The following is a 23640-nucleotide window of genomic DNA, read 5'->3' on the forward strand; positions in this document are numbered from 1 at the left end:
TTACTATTATATAAGATAGGATTTACTTTGTCATGTATCAAAAAAGAGGTATATAGACACTGCTTTGTTAAAAGTGCCTATATACCACATTATTAACTCATCTATGCTCCAATTTTTTCAAACAGTTCCTTTATTGTAGAAAAAGCATCTGAAAGTCGTACTAGCTCTTCCATATCCAATATTCCAAGTTTATCTATCATTTGCTTATCCATAAGACTAATAGATCTTTTAACTACTTCAATTCCTTTTTTAGTGAGTCTTATATGAGTTATTCTTCTATCATTATCATCTTTAACTTTGATAATATATGCTAAATCACTGAGCTGCTGCAAACATCTGCTTGTATTTGGTACAGTAATAGCTAATCTTTTAGTTAAAAGAGATGGAGTTATATCATTTGTATAATAAATCTCACGAAGCACCTTTGACAAAAGAGGAGTTAACTCAGAACTATTCTCTGGAAAAGTATCCAGAACTTCCTTTTGAAAAATTGAATAAAAGCCAGCTATGTTGCGTATGACTTTTTTCTTTTCATCTTCACTCATTGTATTTCCTCCACAAAACTTATAAGCTACTGTGTACTTTTAGTATTATTAGTGTTAAATGTATATTTACGGACGATAAGTATATCTACACTTCTGTTCTTTGCCCTTCCAGCCTCAGATGAATTATCATATTTAGGTCTATATTCTCCATAAGCTTGAATCGAAAATTTGTCAGGTGAAATGTGCCCCTTATCTACCATAAAGTTCATAACATTTGAAGCACGCATATAGCTTAAGTCCCAGTTAGAACGGAATTTATTATTTTTAATAGGGACATTATCTGTATGTCCGCTTATCCTTATCTCATTATCTAAATTCTTAATCATATTTGATATTTGGATAAGTACTGTATCAAAATTATTTAATACATCTGCCTCTCCCGAGTTAAAAATTACTGTATCCTGTATGGATATGCTTAGCCCTTCTCCAGTAAGATCAACTTTAACTTTATCCGCATACCCCTCACTTTTAATCTCTTGCTCTAGTGTATTTTTAATCACAGCCATTTTATCCTGTTCAACTAGGCCATTCGTTTCATTATCAGTACTGGAATCACCAACTGCCACAACATTTGAGTTGTTTGCCCCACTGTCTTTCAGTACTCCGGTGCCTCCTGAAAAAATCACATTAAATTGTTTACTTATCTGTTTCATTTTCTGGTTGTCCACTTTACTCATAGCAAACATAACAATAAAGAGTGCCAAAAGGAGTGTTAGCATATCTGAATATGGAAGCAGCCATGTTTCATCAACATGTTCCTCATGATGTTGTTTTTTGCCTTTCATCATTAATCTCCTTTACTCTATTACTCTTTATTTGCCTCTAAAAACTTTTTTCTATCCTTTGGCTTCACTAATGTTAAAAGCTTAGTTTGAATAGTTTTAGGGTTTTTTCCCTCTTGAAGGGCGAGAATACCTTCCATTATTAATTGTTTATTGCTTACTTCTTCATGAGACTTTCTTTTCAATCTTGAAGCAAAAGGATGCCAAATAACATATCCGAAGAAAATTCCGTATAAAGTAGCAACGAAAGCTGCAGCTATTGATTCACCTAGTTTTTCAGTATCATTTAAGTTTCCAAGGGCACCAATTAGTCCTATAACCGCTCCTAAAACTCCCAGAGTAGGAGATGCTCCCCCTGCTGTTGCAAAAACAGCAGCATTGCTTCTATGTCTTTCTTCCATAGCCTCAATATCATCACTTAGGATTTGTCTAATATATTCCGGCTCAGTACCGTCAACAACCATTTCTAATCCTTGTTTCATAAATTCATTATTTATCTCTTGAATTTTACTTTCCAGCGACAATAATCCATTTTTTCTAGTTTCTGTTGCCATTTCAACAATCTGCTTAATTAGTTCTGCTGGATCTTCCTTTTGCTTGTCCTTAAAAACAGCTCCAAACAATTTAGGGATATTTTTAAATTCATTCTTGGGGAAAGAATTCATTATTGCTGCTGCAGTACCTACAAGAATTACTATCATGGCTTCCGGACTAAATAATATGGAAACACTTGCACCTTTCATAAGTAATCCAGTAAGGACTGCGAAAAGTCCAACAAAAATACCAATTATTAAGAATAAATCCATTTTTCCACCTCTGTAATATTTAAAATTGATTTATTGCGCAAAATTTGTATATGCTTGTACAAATTTGCCGTTTTAATATATAATATATTAACATAATATCTAACTTATGAAAACTATCTTATGATAGATTTTTACAAACATTTTTTAAAATCATATAATTTCATTAAATCATAAAATAATAAAGGCTTGGAAATGTATATACTTATATACATTTCCAAGCCTTAACCACTAAAGTTTTACCCTAAATCAAAAGTAAAGTAACATTATCTTATAAAACTTCCAGTATCTCCACAGTATATGCACCGCTTGGAGCATTGACTTCTACTACATCTCCATCTTTTTTGCCAGCTAATGCTTTTCCCAACTCTGATTCAATACTTATAATCATATTCTCAGGTTCGGCATCCAATGTTGTTACTAAAGATACTATTTCTTCTTCATCATCTTCTTTAAACTTAACGCGGGCTTTACAATTAATCCCAAGTACAGACCTATCTATACTTTTATCATCTATTACAATTGCAGTAGAAATCATAGTTAATAAATATTGGATTCTATTATCATTTTCCCTATAGTTTGCACAGGCCTCTTTATATTCTGCATTTTCCGATCTGTCACCATGTGCTGCAGCTTCCATCTTTTCTTTTGCTATTTCAGCTCTTTTTACAGTCATTCTATATTCTAATTCTTCTTTTAACTTACTTATATTTTCTTCTGTTAGTATATTTTTCATTTAAGGTCTGCCTCCCAGATATATATTATTTTAATATTATATCAAACTAGCTTAAAAATAAAAATAGAGGTCTTAGCAGATTTTACATAAAATCCGCTAAGACCTCAAATTTAAAATCCTATATTTATTGAAGCTTCACCTTCATCAATAATTTTTTTGTCGCTGGCTGCTTCTGTGAACGCTTCCTCTTGTCTATCATAGTAAAGATTTTTAAATGCCACGGAAAGCATAAGTTTGATTCTATTTAGCTGATTAACTTCACTTGCACCTGGATCATAGTCTATAGCAGTTATATTTGCTCCAGTGTACTTCGCCTTTAGAGCTTTTATCATTCCTTTACCAGTAACGTGGTTTGGAAGGCAGGCAAAAGGCTGCATACAAATTACATTCTTAACTCCGCTTTCAACAAGCTCTACCATTTCTGCAGTTAAGAACCAGCCTTCACCAGTTTGATTTCCTAGCGATAATATAGGCTCTGCCCCTTCTGCCAGTTTTCTTATACTCTTTGGAGGCTCAAAGCGCTTGCTTTTATGCAAAGCCTTTTTCATTTCCTTTCGGTAAAATTCCATTCCAAGTATTGCTGCATTACTGTAAATTTGTCTTTTTCTTGTTCCTGAAAGATATTTATACTTAAAATTAGCATCATAAGCACAATAAAGCATAAAGTCCATCAGGTCAGGCATTACTGCTTCTGCGCCCTCTCTCTCTATAACATCAATAACATTGTTATTAGCGGTAGGATGGAACTTAACAAGTATTTCACCAACAAGGCCTACTTTAGGCTTAACAATATCCTTTATAGGAAGATTATCAAAGTCATTTACTATTTTCCTAATATTTTTTGTAAACAGATTAATGTCACCGTTTCTAACAGATTCTTTACAGATATCTACCCAGGATTCATAGAGAAGATTTGCTGAACCTTGGATTTTTTCATAAGGTCTTGTCTTTAAAAGAACTCTCATTAACAAGTCTCCATAAACAATTCCTATCATTGCTTTATTTAAAAGTCCTGCTGATATTTTAAATCCTGGATTCTTTTCCATTCCCAATGCATTTAATGATATAACAGGAATGTTATCATACCTAGCTTCCTTTAAAGCTTTTCTTAAAAATCCTATATAATTTGTAGCTCTGCAGCCTCCTCCAGTTTGTGATATTAAAACAGCTAGCTTATTAATATCATATCTGCCTGATTTAACTGCTTCAATTATCTGTCCTACAACTATTATGGAAGGATAACACGCATCATTATTAACATACTTCAAGCCCTCATCTACAGCCTTAGTGTCAACTGAAGGCAAAACTTCAACCTTATAGCCTGAAGCATTAAAAGCTTCTTCTATAAATTGAAAATGAATAGGTGACATTTGAGGCGCAAGTATAGTATACTGTTCTCTCATTTTCTCAGTAAATACTATTTTACTATCGTCTAAAGACACCCTTTCTATCTTAAAACCGCTTCTTTCTCGCTCTTCCATGGCAGCTTTAAGCGAGCGCATACGAATTCTTGCTGCTCCCAAATTGTTTCCCTCATCAATTTTCAGCACGGTGTAAATCTTATTATATTTACTTAATATTTCCTGAACCTGATCAGTAGTTACAGCATCAAGCCCACATCCAAAAGAGTTTAATTGAACCACTTCAATATTTTCCTGCTTTGCTGCAAAGCTTGCCGCTGCATAGAGCCTTGAGTGGTAAACCCATTGATCTACTACTCTTAATGGTCTTTCAACCTCACTGAGATGATCTACAGAATCCTCTGTAAGAACAGCCATACCAAACTCAGTTATTAAATTTGGAAGTCCATGGTTTATTTCAGGATCTACATGATAAGGTCTACCTGCAAGCACAATACCTTTTCTTCCTGTTTCCTTAAGGTATTTGAGTACTTCCTCGCCTTTTCTTCTAATATCATTTCTTACAATATCCTGCTCAGCCCAAGCTTTTTCTACAGCTGATTCAATTTCAGCTTTCGATATATTAAAGGATTTTAATTCTTCAAATAATCTTTTCTTAAGCTTACTTTTATCATCAAAGCCTACAAATGGATTCATGAATGTTATATCCTTTTCTTTTAGAACATCCATGTTTGTCTTTATGACCTCAGCATAGGAAGTAACTATAGGACAGTTATAGTGGTTGTCTGCATTTGGATGCTCGTTTCTCTCATATGGTACACAAGGGTAAAATATAAACTTAATCCCCTTATTTACTAAACTCATTATATGTCCATGAGTTAATTTTGCCGGATAGCAGGCTGATTCTGAAGGAATTGTTTCTATTCCAAGCTCATACACTGTCTTAGAGGATCTTGGTGAAAGCTCTACCCTGAATTTTAAATCATTAAAGAAAGTAAACCAGAAGGGATAATTTTCATACATATTTAAAACTCTTGGTATTCCAACTGTTCCTCTTGATGCCTCTTCTAGCTTTAAGGGCTTATAGGCAAACAGTCTTTTATATTTATATTCATAAAGATTTGGTATATCTTCTTTTTTACTGCTGAGTCCTAACGGTCTTTCACATCTGTTTCCGGATATAAATTCTTTTTCATCATTAAATTTATTTATAGTCAAAAGACAATTGTTACCGCAAAGTCCGCATCTTCTCATAGAGGTTTGTGAACTGAAACTTTCAAGCTCATCCTTAGAAACTAAAGTGCTTTTTTTAGAAGGCTCGTATCTTTCTCTTGCAATAAGAGCCGAACCAAAAGCGCCCATAAGCCCTGCTACATCCGGTCTTATTACTTCTCTTTCAGATACTAGCTCAAAAGCCCTTAACACAGCATCATTATAGAAAGTTCCACCTTGGACTATAATCTTTTCTCCCATTTCCTTAGGATTTCTAATCTTAATAACCTTTAGCAGAGCATTTTTGATTACCGAATAGGAAAGTCCTGCTGATATATCTCCAACTGTTGCACCTTCCTTTTGTGCCTGCTTAACCCTTGAATTCATAAACACAGTACATCTTGAACCTAAATCTACAGGATTATTAGAACCTACTGCTTCCTTTGCAAAATCAGCTACATCCATATTCAAAGAATTAGCAAAAGTTTCAATAAATGAACCACACCCTGAAGAACATGCCTCATTCAATAGAATGCTGTCGATCACTTTATTCTTAATTCTTAAACATTTCATATCCTGCCCGCCGATATCTAATATAAAATCTACTCCAGGCAGAAAAAATTCTGCAGCCTTATAGTGAGCAATGGTTTCAATTTCACCAATATCTATATTTAAAGCTGCCTTAAGAAGTGCCTCGCCATAGCCAGTTACTGTAGAATTAACTATCGTAGCCTTCTCCGGCAGCATTTGATACAATTCTTTCAATATTTTTATCGTACTTTTTAATGGACTTCCAGCATTACTCCCATAATAGGAATATAATATTGAACCCTCCTCATCAATTAGTACTGCTTTAGTTGTAGTTGATCCTGCATCTACTCCTAAATAACAATTACCTTCATAATTGCTTAACTCTTTTCTTTTAACTTTACTTTTATCATGCCTAGCTCTAAACTCAGTTAACTCTTTTTCATTAGCAAACAAAGGTCTTAGTCTTTGTACCTCATGAGATACTATATCCTTTATCTCCATAGTTTTGTCCATTAATTTTCTAAAAGACATGGGCTCTTGTTCTACTGAAGCTAAAGCTGCTCCAATAGCAACAAAAAGCTGTGAATTATTAGGAAATATTATCTGCTCGTTTGTTAAATTAAGTGTCTCAATAAATCTTTTTCTAAGCTCTGAAAGGAAATAGAGCGGTCCTCCTAAAAAAGCTACTTTTCCTCTTATAGGTTTTCCACAAGCAAGTCCACTTATTGTTTGATTAACTACAGCCTGAAATACAGAAGCTGCAATGTCCTCTTTTGCTGCTCCCTCATTTAAAAGCGGCTGTATATCTGTTTTTGCAAAAACACCGCATCTAGCTGCAATTGGATAAATAACTTTATGATTCTTAGCTAACTCATTTAAACCTGCTGCATCAGTCTGAAGCAGAGAAGCCATTTGATCTATAAAAGCTCCCGTTCCTCCTGCACAAGTTCCATTCATCCTTTGATCTACCCCTGAATCAAAGTAGGTTATTTTTGCATCTTCTCCTCCAAGCTCTATTGCAACATCAGTTTGCGGTATATATCTTTCTACTGTCTTTGTTCCTGCAATTACTTCCTGTATGAAGGGCACACCAAGCCATTTAGAAACAGAAAGCCCGCCTGAACCTGTTACTGTTATAGCAATCTCTTTATCCTTAAACAAATCAAAAGCTTCCTTAATTAAGTTTAATATAGTGTTCTTTATATCCGCATAATGTCTTTCATATCTATGATAAATCAAATTATTATTTTCGTCTAAAATTACTAGCTTAACCGTAGTTGAACCTGCATCAAGTCCTAAACGTAACATTCTACCCATAAATCTATAGCTTTAATAAAGCTATAATCCCCCCCTTCAAGTTAAAATAAAATTAACAAATCTGTAAAAATTACTGATGTTAATTAAAATATATTATTAATTATATTACTTTAACACTTATTGTTCAATATTAAATAAAAGTCCAAATGGCACTCTAATGCCACTTGGACCTTTATTATTCCTTAACTTTAATTCTGGCTAACGCTCTTCTAAGCTTTAACTCTGCCTTTCTATATTCGGCACCTTCTTTTCCGACTAAAAGGTGTTCTGCCTTCTTCCTTGCTTCTTCAGCTCTAGCTAAATCTATTTCTTCAGGCCATTCGGCAGTTTCGCACAAGAAGTCAACCTCATTATTATTAACTTTAAGCATTCCAGTGGAAGTAAAGAGCCTTAATCTTTTATTATCAACTGTAGTAAAGAATGTAACAGTTGGGGTTAATGTTGTTACCATATATTCGTGACCTGGAAGTATTTCAAATCTTCCTAAATCATTTTCTGTTGTAAGTTCTTTTACTTCTCCATTAAATACTTTTCTTTCTGGAGTTAATATACTAAGCTTTATGCTTTCACTCATTTATATTCACTCCTTACTCTCCCATCATTTTCTTAGCGTTCTCAACTGCCTCATCAATTGTTCCGACAAATAAGAAAGCAGCTTCTGGAAGACTATCATGCTTTCCATCAAGTATTTCCTTAAAGCCTCTTACAGTCTCTTTTACTGAAACGAATTTTCCTGGTATTCCTGTAAATTGCTCACCTACGGTAAACGGCTGTGAAAGGAATCTTTGAATTTTTCTTGCTCTTTGTACAACTAATTTATCTTCATCAGATAATTCATCAATACCAAGTATAGCTATAATATCTTGAAGTTCTTTATATCTTTCAAGAATATGCTTAACATCATTAGCAACCTTGTAATGCTCTTCGCCAACAATTCTTGGGTCGAGTATTCTTGATGAAGAATCTAGTGGATCTACTGCTGGATATATACCAAGTTCAACTATTGCTCTTGATAAAACAGTTGTTGCATCAAGGTGAGCAAAAGTAGTTGCTGGAGCTGGGTCAGTTAGGTCATCAGCTGGAACATAAACAGCTTGAACTGATGTAATTGATCCACGTTTAGTAGAAGTAATTCTTTCTTGTAAAGCACCCATTTCTACTGCTAGAGTTGGTTGATATCCAACAGCACTAGGAATTCTTCCAAGAAGAGCTGAAACTTCTGAACCAGCTTGAGTAAATCTAAATATATTGTCAATAAATAAAAGTACGTCTTGACCTTGATCTCTGAAATATTCTGCCATAGTAAGTCCAGTTAGAGCAACTCTCATTCTTGCTCCTGGCGGCTCGTTCATTTGACCAAATACCAGCGCAGTTTTATCTATAACTCCAGATTCTTTCATTTCAAAATAAAGATCGTTACCTTCTCTTGTTCTTTCTCCAACACCAGTAAATACAGAAATACCACCGTGCTGCCTTGCTATATTGTTGATAAGTTCTTGTATTAAAACTGTCTTACCAACACCAGCACCTCCGAACAGACCTATTTTACCTCCTCTTTGATAAGGTGCAATAAGGTCTATAACCTTGATACCAGTTTCGAACATTTCTGGTGAAACTGATTGTTCTTCAAAGGTTGGAGCTGGTCTGTGAATTGGATAATAGAGGTCTGCTTTTACTGCTTCCCCTTCATCTATTGTTTCTCCTAAAACATTAAATAGCCTTCCCAAAGTTTCTTTACCAACAGGAACTGATATAGGTTTCCCTGTATCTATAGCATCCATTCCTCTTTTTAATCCTTCTGTGGAATCCATTGCTATAGTTCTAACTACATCGTCTCCTATATGCTGTTCGACTTCAACTATTAAAGCCTTATCCTTGCCAGTCTTAACTTCAACGGCATTATATATGCTAGGAAGATTTTCTGAATTAAACTTAATGTCTACAACAGGTCCTATAACCTGTATTACCTTACCAATATTTTCAGACATCAGATACCCTCCCTGTATTCCTTCTTCTTCACGTGATGATTATTAATCATCACGCTCCCTGCATTAATTGCTATTTTTGTGCCTCTGCTCCTCCAACTATTTCGCTTATTTCTTGAGTTATGGCACTTTGTCTCATACTGTTATACTGCAACTTTAATTTATCTAACAATTCATTAGCATTTTTAGTTGCACCATCCATGGCAGACATCCTTGTTGACTGCTCGCTGGTCTTTGAATTAACTAGAAAATAAAGCATCTTTTCTCTCAAATATAACGGAATAATATCTTCTAATATTTTGTCTAATCCAGGTTCAAACCTTATAACATCATTTGGCTCTTCAGTTGTATCATATTTTAATGGCAGAAGTCTATTAACTGTAACTTCCTGCTTTGACTGAGTAAAAAACCTTGCATATACAACATTTATTTCGCCTACTTCACCATTTTCATACTTCTTCATGGCAGAATATGCGAAATCATTTGCATCTCCTAAATTCGGCAGATCTGGTATATTTATATACTTGTCTTTTACTTCATAATTAAATCTATTAAAATAAGAAACGCCTTTTTCGCCAACTACAGTTATTATAGAATTTTCTCTATCCTTATTAATTTCTTCTACAGCCCTGTTTAATACATTTAAATTAAAGGAACCACAGAGTCCTGAATCTGAAGTTAGAACAATATATAATTTTTTCTTATTTCCGTTACCATCTTTGTAAATACTGCTTCCATCATGATTTTTCAGAATATCTTCTAGCATTTTATCTAGGGATTCACTATAGAAACTGTTAATTTCCAGCAAATCCTTAGTTTTTCGGAGCTTAGAAGTGGCAACAAGTCCCATGGCCTTTGTTATTTTTTTTGTATTTGTTACAGATTTAATTCTTCTTTTAATACCTAAAAGTCCTGCACCTGCCACAGAAAACACCTCCCTCAGAAGCTATACTTATTCAGCTTTAAAATCTTTCTTGTATTCATTAATTGCCTCTGAAAGAGCCTTCTTTATTTCATCTGTCAACTCTTTTTTATCTATTATCATCTGACCAATTTCCTTATGATGAGTATCCATATACTCTAAAAGACCTTTTTCAAAAGCTTTTATTTTTGAAACTTCAATATCCATTAAAAAGTCATTAACAGCTGCATAAAGAATTATTATCTGTTTTTCAACAGGCACTGGTTTATATTGATCCTGCTTTAATATTTCTGTTATTCTCTTACCTTTTTCAAGTCTTCTCTTTGCTTCTTTATCAAGATCTGAACCAAATTGTGAAAATGCTGCAAGTTCTCTATACTGAGCAAGGTCAAGTCTTAAGGTTCCTGAAACCTGCTTCATAGCTTTAATCTGCGCGCTTCCCCCAACTCTGGAAACTGATATACCTGCATTAACTGCAGGTCTTTGTCCTGCAAAGAAAAGTTCTGATTCAAGGAATATCTGTCCATCTGTTATTGATATAACATTTGTCGGTATATATGCTGTTACGTCACCAGCCAAAGTTTCTATTATTGGAAGTGCTGTAATTGACCCCCCACCTAATTTGGCTGAAAGCTTAGCTGCTCTTTCTAAGAGTCTTGAGTGTAGATAGAATACGTCACCTGGGTAAGCTTCTCTGCCTGGTGGTCTTCTAAGAAGCAGCGCCATAGCTCTATAAGCAACAGCATGCTTAGACAAATCATCATAAATGATTAATACATGCTTACCTTTATTCATAAAATATTCACCCATACTGCAGCCAGTATATGGTGAAAGGAACTGACGAGGAGCTGCCTCTGCAGCAGTAGAAGATACAATAATTGTATAATCCATTGCTCCCATTTCTGTCAATGTGTTATATATATGAGCAACCGTAGATTGTTTTTGTCCTATAGCTACATAAATACAAATAACATCTTTACCCTTTTGATTTATTATAGTATCTAAGGCGAGTGCTGTTTTACCTGTTTGTCTATCTCCAATTATAAGCTCTCTTTGCCCTTTTCCTATAGGAATCATTGCATCTATAGCTTTAATTCCTGTCTGAAGTGGTTCCTTAACTGATTGTCTCTCTATAACACCAGGAGCTATAATTTCTGTAGCTCTATATTCTGATGCTTTTATAGGACCTTTTCCATCGATAGGCTGACCAAGAGCATCAACTACTCTGCCAAGAAGTGCATCACCAACTGGAACTTCAACTACTCTTCCTGTTCTCTTAACTATATCTCCTTCGTCTATACCAGCTTCACTTCCAAGTAGAACAGCACCTACGTTATCTTGCTCTAAGTTAAGTGCCATACCATATACACCATTAGAGAACTCAAGAAGCTCTCCCTGCATACATTCATCTAATCCGTATATTCTCGCAACTCCGTCTCCTACCTGTATTACTGTACCTGAATCTACAGTCTCTAACTTATTCTCATATCTTTCTATCTGTTGTCTTATAATAGACGTAATTTCTTCAGGTCTTATATTCATCATTTCACCTCTATTCCGTTTTAAGGGTTAACTTTCTAATCTCATCAAATTTAGCCTTTACTGTTCCATCAATAACATCATTGCCAATTCTAACAAAAACGCCACCAATAATATCCTTATCGAGCTCTTCATTTAAAATGACGTTCATATTATATTTCTTTTCAAGCTGTTGCTTAAGAGATGACTTTTCTTCATCCCTAAGCGGAATAACTGTTTTAACGTAGGCTATTACGGTTCTTTTTCTTTCAAGATGAATTTTTTTCATCTCTTCTAAAATACCGCTTAAATTAGAGATTCTATTTTTTTCGATGAGAATTAATACAAAAGAAAGTACATCATCGTGAACTCGACCCTTAAATATACTTTCAAACATATCTTTTTTCTTAGATGTACTTAAATGAGGATGTTTCACAATTTGTAAAAACTCCTCATTTTCCTGTATAACTTTTATAATTTCATTTAACTCGTCTAAATATTCTTCTGCTTTACCTTTTTCCTCAGCAACTTCATATAAGGCAAGTGCATATCTTCTGTCTAGATATTCATGCATTTTTATACACCTACCTTACCGATAAAATCCTTAATAAGTCTCCTGTGTTCCTGTTCATCTATAGTAGTTTCTAGAACTTTAGAGGATAATAGTATAGCTAAGTCTATAGCTTGAGTCTTTATTTCTTCGGTAGCTTTTTCTCTTTCTCTCTCTGCATCCACTCTTGCTCTTTCAAGAACAAATTCCGCTTCTTCCTTAGCCTTTACCAAAATATCCTCAGACATTTTTTCGGCCTTGGATTTAAAATCATCAACAATAGTCTTGCCTTGTTCTCGAGAATTTTTTAAATTCTCTTCATTTTGAAGCCTTAAAAGTTCTGCTTTTTTCTCATCTTCCTCAGCTCTAGCAATTCTATCTCTTATTTCATTCTCTCTAGAAGAAATGGTGGTAGTTACTGGTTTAAAGAGAAAATGTCTTAGTATAAAATATAATATTACAAAGTTTATTATTGTAGCTAAGACGGTTAAATAATTTATCTCCATAAAGTCAACTTACCCCCTTACTTTCATAGTAATAAACTTTCAACCCACACAGTAATGAGTTGTAAAGCTCAGCCTTAGGACAAATCATTTTAATAACTTTAATTCACTTAGAAAAACTAACCAGTAATTTTTCCAAGTATCATTAATGCAACAAGCAATCCATAAACAGCTGTTGCTTCTGCGAAAGCATTACCTAAAAGAAGGGCTACAGTTATTTTACCACTTGCTTCTGGTTGTCTTGCAATTCCTTCAACCGCTTTACCAGTAGAAATACCAGTTCCTATACCTGCTCCTACGCCAACTAAAACCGCTATACCAGCTGCTATAGCCATTAATCCTGCATTTGTCATAATAAAAATTCCTCCTTAAATCAATAAATTGTTAATTTTACCTTATTATTAAATTTATATAATCCCGTTATGCCTATTTTAAAAACAAATTAGTGCTTGTGCGGGATATAAGCAATAAAATTAATGCTCTACAATAACTTTTAAATTAATTATAGTAAGCATCATAAATACTACCATCTGTACTCCGCCGTCAAACAAGTCAAAATACATATGAAGAGGTACAGGTATACCTAATTGAGCAACCCATCCAACCTTTGCAAGAGAGGAATAGATTATACCCATTATTGTTGCTCCTGCTGTCATATTACCAAATAAACGAAGACTGAGAGAAACTGGAAGTAAAAATCTTTCTAGTACATTCATAGGTAATAAAAATGCAGCTGGTTTTGCATAGCCCAAAAAATAATGACCTACACCAAGCTTTTTTATTGTATAGCCTTGTATTACAAGAAATGATATTATTGCCATTCCCAGTGCTACACTATAATCCATTGTTGGAGGTTCAAAGCCGACTAAACCAGTCAAATTCATAGTTAAAAGAAAAACAATCAAGGTCCCTACATATGGAACAAGATTTAAATATTCTTCTCCAACATTTGATTTTACAACAGTGTTTACAGACTCTACTAAAAATTCTGCCACAGTTTGTTTCTTATCTGGAATTCTTTTTAATCCTCTGGTTAAAAATATGCACACTGCCGCAACGAGTAAGATTATAACCCATTGAATTATTATATTTCTAGAAAATCCATAGCTACTGCCAAATACTGTAACATGAAATAAATATTCTGCTTCCCCCACCTAATCACTTCCTTTCATTTAACAAATTAACTATTCCATACAAAAATAATGCTATAAAATGTGAAGTGAATCCCATGCTATAAGAAATAACATTATTAATATTATTATTAAATAATGCAACTCCTATTATGCAAATAATAAAAACTTTAAAAAGATTAACCGCTGAAAGCAATTTATTATAAGATCTTTTTTTATCAAGAAGTTTGTTCTCAACTGAAACTCCAGAAATAAAAAAACTTATACTCGCCATAGCTAGTCCTAGTAAAAAAATAAATCCATACGCTTTAAAAACCAATTGTATAATAACAGTTGAAATCAAGCCTATCAATATGTCTAATAGTATTACTTGCTTAAGCATGCTTATTGATTCTCCCTAAAGATTTTAATCCCATATTCCCCATGAATTCATTATAGTCGGTCTAAATTAATAATCAATTTAAAAAAATGACTAAAAAAGTCGATTTAAGCTTGTTTAAACGTTTTAATATGCATGTTTCCATTGAAATCATCGCACTGCAAAAAATATTATATTTTTCTATTATCTGAAAAAAAATCCATGATTACTATAGCTTGTACAATATATCAAGCTCAATTTATTTTATTATAATAATGAATTTTGGTTACTATTTCTTCATTTCTCAGTTAACCATCTCCATGCTGCTTATATGGGTGGGGTTAATTACAAACTGTTCTCCATCAGAATCTAAAGTTATAAGCTTATTCATAAGAGCGTTGTTTTTTTCAAAATAAATCCATACAAACTGATCCATATTATTTACCTTTTGTTTTGGACTAACAATATATTCCTTTCCACTATCCATGATAATTTTAATTTTCATAATATCTCCCCCATTTTTTTGCCTTTTATATATTTATTCTTCAAAAAATCCTTTTTTCCTTTTAATTCGAACATTTTTTCACAATTATCCGACTAATAATTGAACAAACTATTCCAATATTCAGTTACATATAAAGCTTATTAACTGCTTTATTCAAATATACCTTGTTTCTGGAAGTTTTATTAAACAAAAATAGTTATGAAATAGATATATACTTTTTAACAATATAATTATCATTTTCATATACTGAAGTATCTGAAGATTAGTAAGTTGTATTCTTTTTCAAATAAATTGTCCTATGACATTCTATATTAATATTCAACATTATAAGGAGATGATACCATGAGCAAGGTTGATGTAAACCATATATATATGAATTATCATTCACTAAAGGGAGAAACTGAAGCTTTGAAAGATATCAATTTTAAAGTTTCTGAAAGAGAATTTATCAGTATTGTGGGTCCTTCCGGCTGCGGCAAATCTACAGTACTAAATATTATTGCAGGACTTCTTAAACCCTCCTCCGGAACTGTATCAGTAAATGGAGCAAAATATGACATAACTTCAAAGAAAATTGGCTATATGTTTCAAAGAGATTATTTATTTGAATGGCTTACTGTTTTTGACAATGTAGCTTTAGGCTTAAAAATTCAGCATAAGCTTTCGAAAGATTCACAAGAAAAGATAACTACTCTTCTGAAAAGCTATAGCCTCTGGGATTTTAGAAATCATTACCCTGATGAATTGTCCGGAGGTATGAGGCAGAGGGTTGCACTAATACGAACCTTGGCTTTAGACCCGGAAGTACTCCTCTTAGATGAACCTTTTTCTGCTTTAGATTATCAAACAAGGCTAAATGTAAGCGATGAGATATATCAGATTATAAAAAAGGAATCTAAAACAGCCATTATGGTAACACATGATATATCAGAGGCAGTAAGCATGTCAAACAGAGTTATTATTCTCTCTAAACGACCGGCAGCTATAAAAAAGATCTTCGATATCAACTTTGATAAAACCTATAGTACACCTTTAAAGCATAGAGAAGCTCCTGAGTTTAGAGTTTATTTCAATGACATATGGAAGGAGTTGGACTTAAATGATAAATGAAAGTTTAGAGCATAAAAAATATCTTAAAGAAGTCAAAAGTAAAAACATGAAAATCGTAATTACAAGATTAATTATACTTATTGCTTTCTTTGTTCTTTGGGAAGCAGCAGGTTATTTTAAATGGGTTGATCCATTTTTGACAAGTACCCCCTCAAGAATGTGGAAAAGCTTAATTATGATTTATGGTGAAGGAACATTATTTAAACATATACTTATAACATGCTTTGAAACTGTGCTTGGCTTTTTACTTAGTACAGCTTTAGGTGCCTTATTTGCAATACTTCTCTGGTGGTCTGATTTTGCGAATCGTGTTCTAGATCCATATATTGTTGTATTAAATGCACTTCCCAAGGTTGCTTTAGCCCCTATTATAATTTTCTGGGTTGGAAATGGAATGCGTGCAATTGTTCTCGTTACTATATTAATTTCAATTGTTGCTACAATTATAGGAGTTTTAAATGGATTTAAAGAAGTAAATGAAAACAAAATTAAGCTGCTTAAAACCTTTGGAGCTTCAAAGCTTCAAGTACTAAATCATCTTATAATTCCATCTTCTGTACCTACACTTATTTCTGCTCTTAAGATAAACGTCGGATTGTCTTGGGTAGGAGTAATAATGGGTGAATTTTTAGTTGCTAAGGATGGCCTGGGCTTTCTAATTATTTATGGAGGGCAGGTATCTCAGCTTGATATGGTTATGATGAGCATCATTTTACTTTCTATTCTTGCATATCTAATGTATGAAATAGTGGCTCTCCTAGAAAGAAAATTTGTTAAAAGATATTAAAGCAAAGCTGCAGAATAAAGTATGTCTGCAGCTTTATTTTTATAAGTAAACTTGTATAACTCAATTAAAATTTGGATAAGATTTAAATGGAATATTTTGCATACTGTTTAAATATAAATTATTATTACACAAATGAAATTTAAATTTAAACATTTTGTTTAAATTTAGCTATAGGAGGATTTAGATGAACTATTTTGAAAAAGCAAATGATTTATATAATACCCAAGAATACAAAAAAGCCATCTCCCTTTATCAAAAGGCCGCTAAAATAAAAGAAAATGAAGCCGCTTCTTTATATAATGCTGCAGTATGCTTCATAAAGCTAAAAGAATATGAAAAAGCTGTTCCTCTTTTAAAATCAGCTATAAACCAAAAGAGAGAAAGTAAATATTTCTTCAATCTAGGTTATTGCTACGCAATGTTAAAAGACAACAGAAAAGCTCTTATTTATTTTAATACCTCCTGGTCTTTAGATAATAATGATATAGATTGTGAAAAAGCAATTAATTTAATAATTAAAAATTATAAAAAACCCTAGAATTAATCTAGGGTTTTAAATATATATCCTTTTGACTGTAAGTATTCAATAATTTGTGGTAAAGCTTGTACAGTTGTTTGCTTGTTTGGAGCATCATGCATTAAAACCACAAGATGATTAGGATGCTTTGAAGTTTTTTTAACTTCCTCTACCAATTGTTCTGGTGATTTTGGCTTTCCTTCTGCATCTCCATTTAATGCATTCCAATCTATAAAATGAAAACCAGCTTCAGTAATAGCCTTTCTATAGGGCTCTCTTTGAGAACCAAATGATCCTCCAGGAAATCTAATTAACTTTAGATTATATCCATCTATAATGCCTTTTAGTTCATTATCAGCTTTGTTAATATCTTCAACAAAGTTTTTAGGATCTGAATATAAGTATTTATAATCATGAGAGTAGCTGTGATTAGCAACTGCATGTCCTTCATTTTCCTCACGAATTACTATATCCTTATTTATATCTGCCATTTTTCCTATAACAAAGAAAGTTGCTTTAACATTATATCTTTTTAACACATCTAAAATTTCCGGAGTTACACCTTTCGTTGGACCATCATCAAAAGTAAGAAAAGCTTCTTTAATTCCTGCTGAAGCCGATTTTCCATCTAATTGTTTGTCCACTCCGTTTACAGGAACACCGCTTTCTTTACTGTCAGTAATCTTTATATCTTTAATATTTTCCATTTTGCTATCATCATTATGGATTGGTGTATTTGATGTACTAACAACAACATTTTTCTTATCATGTGTTTTTTTAAGAGAACTATAGGCTGCTGGTATAACAACTAAGAATACTAAAATAAATACTGCTGCGGCTGTTAAAATTTTACTTTTTCGACGTTTTTTTGTTTTTTCTAGCTTAATGTTGTACAAAGTACCATCCCCCGAGCATTTGATACTTTTATTATACATCAAAAACTATTAAAAATCTTGATATTCCGCAAACTTTATCAATATTTTTACCATTCACCAGCAATTTTTTCATTTCTATGATCCATGTCAAATCTTTTGCTGTTAAAATAATTTCCACCTTTAAAAAAGGTTGGATCTAAGTTTATCCATTTCTTTTCCTCGGGAATATAAACCTGATTCCATGCATGACTTACCCAGCTTACACCGTTAAAGCCTTCCCCTGTAACAATTCTTACCTTAAGCCCATTTGCCCTCGCCATTGCTGCATAAAGACAGGCATAGTCAAAACATATTCCCTTTTTTGTTTGAAAGGTTGGAATTGCGCCTGATTTAATATCAAAATCATTATTTAATACTTTTTCCGCTTTATCCTGATCATAATTAATATTTGAGCCAACCCAATTATAGAGAAGTCTTGCTTTTTCTTTACTTGTAGTCCCCTTACTTCCGATTTCTTTTGCAAAAGTATCTATTTTTGAGTTAGATTTCACTCCTTCATCCAAGGTCACTCCGTTATAATATACAACTACTCTTTTACTGCCTGCATTTTGAAGGTTCGTCAGACCTGTATTTTGTGTATCCGCATCCTTTATAACTACTTTAAAGGAATTATCTAAGATATTAGGTAATTCTCTTGCAATAGAAGAATTCGTAACAGGTATAACAACTTCTTTGCATAAATAATTATAAGCTTTTGAATCCTCCAAATACTTATTATACTTTCCAGGCACATTAAATATTGCCAATATATTAAATACAAGTGTTATAAAGAGGATATACCCTACAGCTCTCGGCAGCTGAAAAAAAGCACCGCTTACTCTCTTAAACATGCTCCCTTTAGTTTCAATAACCTTTTCTAAAACATTAACCAAAGGGTATAAAGTCAAATGATTTATTCCTTCAATTATTAAACTTATAACTTTATAAAAGCAAAATATCATTATAGGAACTACTACTACATAAAAGATAACAGTGTTATCTTCAATATAATCTAAAATATTAACTGGTATCAACTCACTTAGTTTCGTATAGATTATGCTGTTATGTTCAATAAAAATCTTTTTCGAAAAATATACTCCAAAAATTAAGGACAGTATAAAAGAAATATTACCTCCAGCCTCTCTTATATCGCTTTTTAAATTATGGGAGGAGAATTTAAACATGAATCCCTTTAGAATTGGATATGCAAAAGCAAATATAAGAATTAGAGTAATTGGATTAATCCTCATTATTTCACCTCTCTTCTTCTAATAATACATTAAGGCAATCATTAATTTTTATTTTCTGAAAGTCTGTCAATTAATTCTTTATCTGTACATAAAGAAAACTTTCCATTCTCTAAATTAAAGTACTGTACCTCGCTTGAAACACTGCTTAAAAGTTCTATTAACTTCCCATGACAAGTCAAAATAATAATTTGATTATTCTCAGATAGCTTGGATAAAATTTTTAATGTGTTTTTTGTGTGATTACTATCAAAATTAACAAAAGGCTCGTCAAGTATGATTGGAAGTTTTGGTTCCATAGCCTTAATACGATTTAATCTTACTGATAAATACAACTGCTCTCCGGTACCCCTGCTAAGCATATTTATGGAGTCCTGAACTTCTCCGTTATGTTTCAAGGTTTTATAGTCAGCCTGAAGTAAATTCTCTCCAGGTATTACAGTTTTATACTCACCAGAAGTTATTTCAATAAAAATATCACTGGCTCCAGTCAAAAGACTGTCCTTTGCATTACTCATAAAGTTATGCTGAACATTTTCAAGAATATACTCTGCAGCACTATATACTGAGAACTTAACTGCAAGTTCCTTAAGCTTATCTCTTCCTTCATCAATAATAGTCTGTGCCTTTTCAAGCTTTGAAGACGATGCTAGATTCTGAAGTTCTATCTTTAAAGAATGTTTGCTTTCTTTTAAGTTCCCTATAATTTTCACTTCATTTTTAATTTCATCAGTTAATTCTATATACTTTCTATTCATATGCTCAATGGAGGAATAGCTTGTATAAAACTTATTGAAGCAGTAAATACTGTCCTTTGAATTTAATATTTCTTCACTGCAAACTGAAGCAAAAGCTTGTCTTACGCTTTCAGAATTCATAACTTGAATTATTTGCTTATCTATTAATTCAATCTTTTTACTTAATGCTTCGTAATAACTATACATTTTATATTGTTCAATAATTTTGTCAAGTAAATTAACTAGTTCTTCTTGGTTTTCCTCTAAGTTCAAAAGTTTCCTGATTTTAATTTCTAAATTTTTTAATCTAGCCTCTGTATTTTCAAGCTCTTCAGCATATATAAGCTGCTGTATTATTAATTTTACTTCATCAAACATTAAGAAAGCTTGTTTTTCTATAGATTTTTCATTATATAGGTTATAATCCGAAATTTGTTCAAGCAAATTCTTTATTTTCTCTAATTCTTCTCTTAACTCTCCCTTTTCTTTAGCCAGACTTTTTCCTTCACCACCTAAATAAGTTATTTCCTTTTTTAAACCTTGAACCTCTTTGAAATATTGGAGCAATCCAAGTGGTGAAATATCTTCCTTTAGTGACAGCATATCTTTATAACCCTGTAGTTCTTTATTATAGTATTCTAAACTTGAATCTATTGCTTGTAGTTCCTGATCAAGTATTTTTTCTTTGCTAATTAGACTATCAGCCTGTAGAGATAAATCTCTTCTTTTAGAACCTGCATTATTTGATAAGGTATACTTAATAAAAAAGTATAAGGCTGAAGCCAATACTCCAGACAATGCTAAAATAGTTCCTAAAGATTTATTGAAAAAAGTCAGCAAAACACCAACAAAAAATATTCCTAGTGAAGTATATAAATAATTATTAATAAAAATACCCAAATCTTCAGACTTTGTTTTTTTGCTATCTTCATTTATATTTTTCTTTTGAAGATTTATACTTTCCTTGTCCCATTGTATTTTATTTTTCTTATCGTCAAGCTGTTTTATATATTCAACTAGAGAGATTAATTTATCTTGTTCTATAAAGTCGCAATTCATATTTAATATTATTAGAAAATCTCCCTTCCAGCCCTCGTTTAACGAGTTCATTCTTACAAGTATTTCTTCCTTCTTTCTTTGGTAAGAAGCTTGCAAAGCATAGTAATTGTCAGTTTTTTCTTCAAGCCCTGATAATTTTTTAGAAATCTCTTTAATATCACTTTTATAGTTAATAAGTTTTTCATATAAATTTGTATCAAAATGTTTTATGTTTTTTTGAAAATCTTTGCCGGCTTCACTATAATTTTTATAAGCTAAGTTATATTCCTCCTGTAAAGCTTGAAACCTGTCTAGGGATGGAAAGTCTTTATAGTGTTTTAGTTCTTCTAACTTGACATTTTCTAATTCCTTTAAAGCTTCTATTCTTTCAGTATATTCATCATAATATGCTTTTGTTGTCTCAAAAACTATAAGCTTTTGCTGCTTTTTAAGCAAATTATCTTCTGCAATTTCTATTTCCTTATCTAGTCTCTTTAATTCACTGGTTTTTTTATTATATTCCTCAAGCTCGCTTAATGCCTCTTCTCTTTGCGATACCCCTTCCACAACTCTTTCATAATAGTTTTTAAAGAGCTTTGTATTTGGATTACCAAGCTTTCCTCCTATCTTTTCCTTTTCTTTCCTAAGCTCCTCTGTTATCTTGGGGATATGCACTATATCTCTAAGACCAGCCCCTAAAAGTACAGCCTGAAGCTTTTCTTCCTCAGCCTTTATATTTGATTTTTTAAGCTCGTCCAAAGTAATCGTATATAGCTGACTATACGTAAATCTATCCACGTTTCCATAAATATCTTTTAAAAATGCTTCTTCTCCATTAAATTTCCTTATTATTTTAGGTTCTTTTAAGCCTTCAACACGCATAGTGTAAAGTTGATTAAAGCTGTCTTGAAGGTCTGCTTCCACATAATAGTCTTCCTTTGAATCTTTTAGCCTTTTAGTAAATCCATAAGGCATATGCCTTAATATTTCCAAAAGGGTTGTCTTTCCAGAGCGGTTAAGTCCCCCGATAACAACAATTTTCGAGGATATATTCTCTAAAAGCTCATTTCTGTATATTCCATAGCTGCCTATATAAAGCCTTTTTATTTTCATATATCCTCACTCCTCTCTAATATCATATCCACTGCAAGCTGTTCTGCCTGGTTTATTATCACTTTTAAAAGTTCATTATTCAGTTGAAGCTTTTTAACATTAAAGTCCTCATATTCTTCAGTTACTTCCCAAATACTTCCTAATCTTTTTATAAGTTCCTCCCTTAAAATTTCTTTATTATGAGCTTCTTTTGAAAATGAGCTTATTTCTTTAAAGATTGCATTTTGTTCTTTTAAATTATCTAAATCCTTAATTTCTTTTCCAATATTAATATTAACTGCTTTGGTCAAAACAAATTTATTCCCCACAAGCAGTCTTTCATTTAAGCTTTCAATTAAATATTCGGAAGTTTCATCGATTTTATCCTTCAGCATGCTATAAATTTCTCCGCGTCCATTTATATCCCACTGCACTACAAATCCTTTTATACCTTCATTAATATTATGAGTATAACTTTCAGTTCCTGATGGCACTTCTATTTGCATTAATATTTGCTCAGCCTTGGATAAGATCAGTTTTTCTAAATCACTTATATTTTTTATATCTATTTCACTTTCTTCTATATTTAAATTTATCTTCTTCCATATTACTTCTGATAAAGGTATAAACTTGATATCTTTTATAGAATTATTTGCAACCTCTGCCATAAATGCCCCGCCAAGACCTTCCTCTCCAAAGTCTCTTCCCTGAGGTATGCCTGGGTAAGCTATCAATGGTTCTTTTTCATTTATAATGCTGCATTTATGTATATGCCCAAGAGCCCAATATCCTATATTATCAACTTCTTTTAACTGTACTGCAGTACAAGGTACATAATTATTGCTGCCATCCAGCTGTGTATGAAGAAGAGCAATGTTAAAGGACTCCTTCTGCTCAATTTTATAGTTCTCAAACATTTTTCTGCTGTCCCAATTTTCCCTATAAGATTGTCCAACTATTCTTGAATAAACGTTCCCGTTTATATCCGTTATCTCTTTTATTTCTGCTTTTTCAGAGCTGAATATATGAACATTTGAAGGCAAAGTAAATAATTCACTATTGTTCTTTATAGGATCATGATTTCCCCCAATTGCATAGAGTCCTATTCCTTTTTCCTCCAGTCTTTTTGCCTGCTCAATAAAAAACCTATTTCCTTTAACTGACCTTGCTTCTCTATCATAAATATCACCGCTTATTAAAATAAAGTCTACATTTTCTTCAATAGCTGTGTCACAGAGCTTTTTAAAGGCATTATTAGCTGCACTTTTTAAAAGCTCATTTAAGCTGTTATTTATTTTTTTTCCAATATGCAGAATGCTTCCCAAGTGCAAATCGGCAGTATGAATAAATTTAAAATTCTTTGTCATGTCCCTACATCCTTTGTTTTCATCGTTAACTTTATTATAACACAGTAAAAAAGCTATGGATAATACTCATATC

The 23640-nt window shown here is 32.5% G+C and carries 22 protein-coding genes; 3 read left to right on the forward strand and 19 right to left on the reverse strand.

Features of this window, described 5'->3' with window-relative positions:
- Positions 1–101 precede the first annotated feature (101 nt).
- The 15 genes from JK636_RS21145 to JK636_RS21215 form a co-directional block, all read right to left on the reverse strand.
- Positions 102–545: a MarR family winged helix-turn-helix transcriptional regulator gene (locus tag JK636_RS21145; RefSeq protein ID WP_202750962.1), complete on the reverse strand. Its 444-nt coding sequence runs from the start codon at positions 543–545 to the stop codon at positions 102–104.
- A gap of 26 nt (positions 546–571) precedes the next feature.
- Complete coding sequence (locus JK636_RS21150) at positions 572–1330, reverse strand: flagellar motor protein MotB (protein WP_202750963.1); 759 nt, start codon at positions 1328–1330, stop codon at positions 572–574.
- A 20-nt stretch (positions 1331–1350) separates the two neighbouring features.
- On the reverse strand, positions 1351–2133 hold the full coding sequence (motA, locus tag JK636_RS21155; RefSeq protein WP_202750964.1) for a flagellar motor stator protein MotA: 783 nt from the start codon (positions 2131–2133) through the stop codon (positions 1351–1353).
- 268 nt (positions 2134–2401) lie between these two features.
- Entirely contained in the window at positions 2402–2866 is a 465-nt protein-coding gene (locus JK636_RS21160; RefSeq protein WP_202750965.1) for a GreA/GreB family elongation factor, read from the reverse strand.
- A 110-nt stretch (positions 2867–2976) separates the two neighbouring features.
- Positions 2977–7287, reverse strand: coding sequence for a 2-hydroxyacyl-CoA dehydratase (locus JK636_RS21165; protein WP_202750966.1), 4311 nt, complete (start codon positions 7285–7287; stop codon positions 2977–2979).
- Positions 7288–7462: 175 nt separating this feature from the next.
- Positions 7463–7861, reverse strand: coding sequence for an ATP synthase F1 subunit epsilon (gene atpC / locus JK636_RS21170; protein ID WP_202750967.1), 399 nt, complete (start codon positions 7859–7861; stop codon positions 7463–7465).
- 13 nt (positions 7862–7874) lie between these two features.
- Positions 7875–9275 carry a F0F1 ATP synthase subunit beta gene (atpD, locus tag JK636_RS21175; protein ID WP_202750968.1) on the reverse strand — a complete coding sequence of 467 codons (1401 nt, stop codon included), beginning with the start codon at positions 9273–9275 and terminating at the stop codon, positions 7875–7877.
- Positions 9276–9345: 70 nt separating this feature from the next.
- Positions 9346–10197 (reverse strand): ATP synthase F1 subunit gamma, encoded by an 852-nt coding sequence (gene atpG / locus JK636_RS21180; protein WP_202750969.1) that lies wholly within the window; start codon positions 10195–10197, stop codon positions 9346–9348.
- 27 nt (positions 10198–10224) lie between these two features.
- Positions 10225–11736: a F0F1 ATP synthase subunit alpha gene (atpA, locus tag JK636_RS21185; RefSeq protein WP_202750970.1), complete on the reverse strand. Its 1512-nt coding sequence runs from the start codon at positions 11734–11736 to the stop codon at positions 10225–10227.
- A gap of 10 nt (positions 11737–11746) precedes the next feature.
- Positions 11747–12286, reverse strand: coding sequence for a F0F1 ATP synthase subunit delta (locus JK636_RS21190; protein WP_202750971.1), 540 nt, complete (start codon positions 12284–12286; stop codon positions 11747–11749).
- Positions 12287–12288: 2 nt separating this feature from the next.
- Positions 12289–12768, reverse strand: coding sequence for a F0F1 ATP synthase subunit B (locus JK636_RS21195; protein ID WP_202750972.1), 480 nt, complete (start codon positions 12766–12768; stop codon positions 12289–12291).
- A gap of 116 nt (positions 12769–12884) precedes the next feature.
- Positions 12885–13118, reverse strand: a complete 234-nt coding sequence (atpE, locus tag JK636_RS21200; RefSeq protein ID WP_202750973.1) for an ATP synthase F0 subunit C — start codon at positions 13116–13118, stop codon at positions 12885–12887.
- 120 nt (positions 13119–13238) lie between these two features.
- Positions 13239–13919: a F0F1 ATP synthase subunit A gene (locus tag JK636_RS21205; RefSeq protein ID WP_202750974.1), complete on the reverse strand. Its 681-nt coding sequence runs from the start codon at positions 13917–13919 to the stop codon at positions 13239–13241.
- 4 nt (positions 13920–13923) lie between these two features.
- Positions 13924–14277: a hypothetical protein gene (locus tag JK636_RS21210; protein WP_202750975.1), complete on the reverse strand. Its 354-nt coding sequence runs from the start codon at positions 14275–14277 to the stop codon at positions 13924–13926.
- A gap of 280 nt (positions 14278–14557) precedes the next feature.
- Positions 14558–14758: a hypothetical protein gene (locus tag JK636_RS21215; protein ID WP_202750976.1), complete on the reverse strand. Its 201-nt coding sequence runs from the start codon at positions 14756–14758 to the stop codon at positions 14558–14560.
- A 342-nt stretch (positions 14759–15100) separates the two neighbouring features.
- Between JK636_RS21215 and JK636_RS21220 the strand changes: the two genes are divergently transcribed.
- From JK636_RS21220 to JK636_RS21230, 3 genes are all read left to right on the forward strand, one after another.
- Positions 15101–15868 (forward strand): ABC transporter ATP-binding protein, encoded by a 768-nt coding sequence (locus JK636_RS21220; RefSeq protein ID WP_202750977.1) that lies wholly within the window; start codon positions 15101–15103, stop codon positions 15866–15868.
- The gene (locus JK636_RS21225) at positions 15858–16655 is read left to right on the forward strand and encodes an ABC transporter permease (protein WP_202750978.1); all 798 of its coding nucleotides are present in this window, start codon (positions 15858–15860) and stop codon (positions 16653–16655) included. Before JK636_RS21220 ends, JK636_RS21225 begins: the two co-directional genes overlap by 11 nt.
- A gap of 184 nt (positions 16656–16839) precedes the next feature.
- On the forward strand, positions 16840–17193 hold the full coding sequence (locus JK636_RS21230; RefSeq protein WP_202750979.1) for a tetratricopeptide repeat protein: 354 nt from the start codon (positions 16840–16842) through the stop codon (positions 17191–17193).
- 2 nt (positions 17194–17195) lie between these two features.
- Here JK636_RS21230 and JK636_RS21235 read toward each other — a convergent pair whose 3' ends face one another.
- The 4 genes from JK636_RS21235 to JK636_RS21250 all read right to left on the reverse strand — a co-directional run bounded on the left by JK636_RS21235 (position 17196) and on the right by JK636_RS21250 (position 23567).
- Complete coding sequence (locus JK636_RS21235) at positions 17196–18068, reverse strand: polysaccharide deacetylase family protein (RefSeq protein ID WP_202750980.1); 873 nt, start codon at positions 18066–18068, stop codon at positions 17196–17198.
- Between the two features lie 86 nt (positions 18069–18154).
- The gene (locus tag JK636_RS21240) at positions 18155–19336 is read right to left on the reverse strand and encodes a transglutaminase domain-containing protein (protein ID WP_202750981.1); all 1182 of its coding nucleotides are present in this window, start codon (positions 19334–19336) and stop codon (positions 18155–18157) included.
- A 41-nt stretch (positions 19337–19377) separates the two neighbouring features.
- Complete coding sequence (locus tag JK636_RS21245) at positions 19378–22221, reverse strand: ATP-binding protein (protein ID WP_202750982.1); 2844 nt, start codon at positions 22219–22221, stop codon at positions 19378–19380.
- A complete protein-coding gene (locus JK636_RS21250) occupies positions 22218–23567 on the reverse strand; it encodes a metallophosphoesterase family protein (protein WP_202750983.1) in 1350 nt (449 codons plus the stop codon). Before JK636_RS21250 ends, JK636_RS21245 begins: the two co-directional genes overlap by 4 nt.
- Positions 23568–23640: the final 73 nt, after the last annotated feature.

It is taken from the genome of Clostridium rhizosphaerae (assembly GCF_016765585.1).
In the GTDB taxonomy this organism is placed as follows: Bacteria; Bacillota; Clostridia; order Clostridiales; family Clostridiaceae; genus Clostridium_AT; species Clostridium_AT rhizosphaerae.

What these genes read in the sequence shown, in the direction of transcription:
- JK636_RS21225 (WP_202750978.1), top strand. Translation starts at nt 15,858, where the DNA reads ATGATAAATGAAAGTTTAGAGCATAAAAAATATCTTAAAGAAGTCAAA.
- atpD (WP_202750968.1), bottom strand. Translation starts at nt 9,275, where the DNA reads ATGTCTGAAAATATTGGTAAGGTAATACAGGTTATAGGACCTGTTGTA.
- atpC (WP_202750967.1), bottom strand. Translation starts at nt 7,861, where the DNA reads ATGAGTGAAAGCATAAAGCTTAGTATATTAACTCCAGAAAGAAAAGTA.
- JK636_RS21190 (WP_202750971.1), bottom strand. Translation starts at nt 12,286, where the DNA reads ATGCATGAATATCTAGACAGAAGATATGCACTTGCCTTATATGAAGTT.
- JK636_RS21160 (WP_202750965.1), bottom strand. Translation starts at nt 2,866, where the DNA reads ATGAAAAATATACTAACAGAAGAAAATATAAGTAAGTTAAAAGAAGAA.
- JK636_RS21195 (WP_202750972.1), bottom strand. Translation starts at nt 12,768, where the DNA reads ATGGAGATAAATTATTTAACCGTCTTAGCTACAATAATAAACTTTGTA.
- JK636_RS21165 (WP_202750966.1), bottom strand. Translation starts at nt 7,287, where the DNA reads ATGGGTAGAATGTTACGTTTAGGACTTGATGCAGGTTCAACTACGGTT.
- JK636_RS21150 (WP_202750963.1), bottom strand. Translation starts at nt 1,330, where the DNA reads ATGAAAGGCAAAAAACAACATCATGAGGAACATGTTGATGAAACATGG.
- JK636_RS21230 (WP_202750979.1), top strand. Translation starts at nt 16,840, where the DNA reads ATGAACTATTTTGAAAAAGCAAATGATTTATATAATACCCAAGAATAC.
- JK636_RS21220 (WP_202750977.1), top strand. Translation starts at nt 15,101, where the DNA reads ATGAGCAAGGTTGATGTAAACCATATATATATGAATTATCATTCACTA.
- JK636_RS21145 (WP_202750962.1), bottom strand. Translation starts at nt 545, where the DNA reads ATGAGTGAAGATGAAAAGAAAAAAGTCATACGCAACATAGCTGGCTTT.
- atpA (WP_202750970.1), bottom strand. Translation starts at nt 11,736, where the DNA reads ATGAATATAAGACCTGAAGAAATTACGTCTATTATAAGACAACAGATA.
- atpE (WP_202750973.1), bottom strand. Translation starts at nt 13,118, where the DNA reads ATGACAAATGCAGGATTAATGGCTATAGCAGCTGGTATAGCGGTTTTA.
- motA (WP_202750964.1), bottom strand. Translation starts at nt 2,133, where the DNA reads ATGGATTTATTCTTAATAATTGGTATTTTTGTTGGACTTTTCGCAGTC.
- JK636_RS21250 (WP_202750983.1), bottom strand. Translation starts at nt 23,567, where the DNA reads ATGACAAAGAATTTTAAATTTATTCATACTGCCGATTTGCACTTGGGA.
- JK636_RS21215 (WP_202750976.1), bottom strand. Translation starts at nt 14,758, where the DNA reads ATGAAAATTAAAATTATCATGGATAGTGGAAAGGAATATATTGTTAGT.
- JK636_RS21240 (WP_202750981.1), bottom strand. Translation starts at nt 19,336, where the DNA reads ATGAGGATTAATCCAATTACTCTAATTCTTATATTTGCTTTTGCATAT.
- JK636_RS21210 (WP_202750975.1), bottom strand. Translation starts at nt 14,277, where the DNA reads ATGCTTAAGCAAGTAATACTATTAGACATATTGATAGGCTTGATTTCA.
- JK636_RS21245 (WP_202750982.1), bottom strand. Translation starts at nt 22,221, where the DNA reads ATGAAAATAAAAAGGCTTTATATAGGCAGCTATGGAATATACAGAAAT.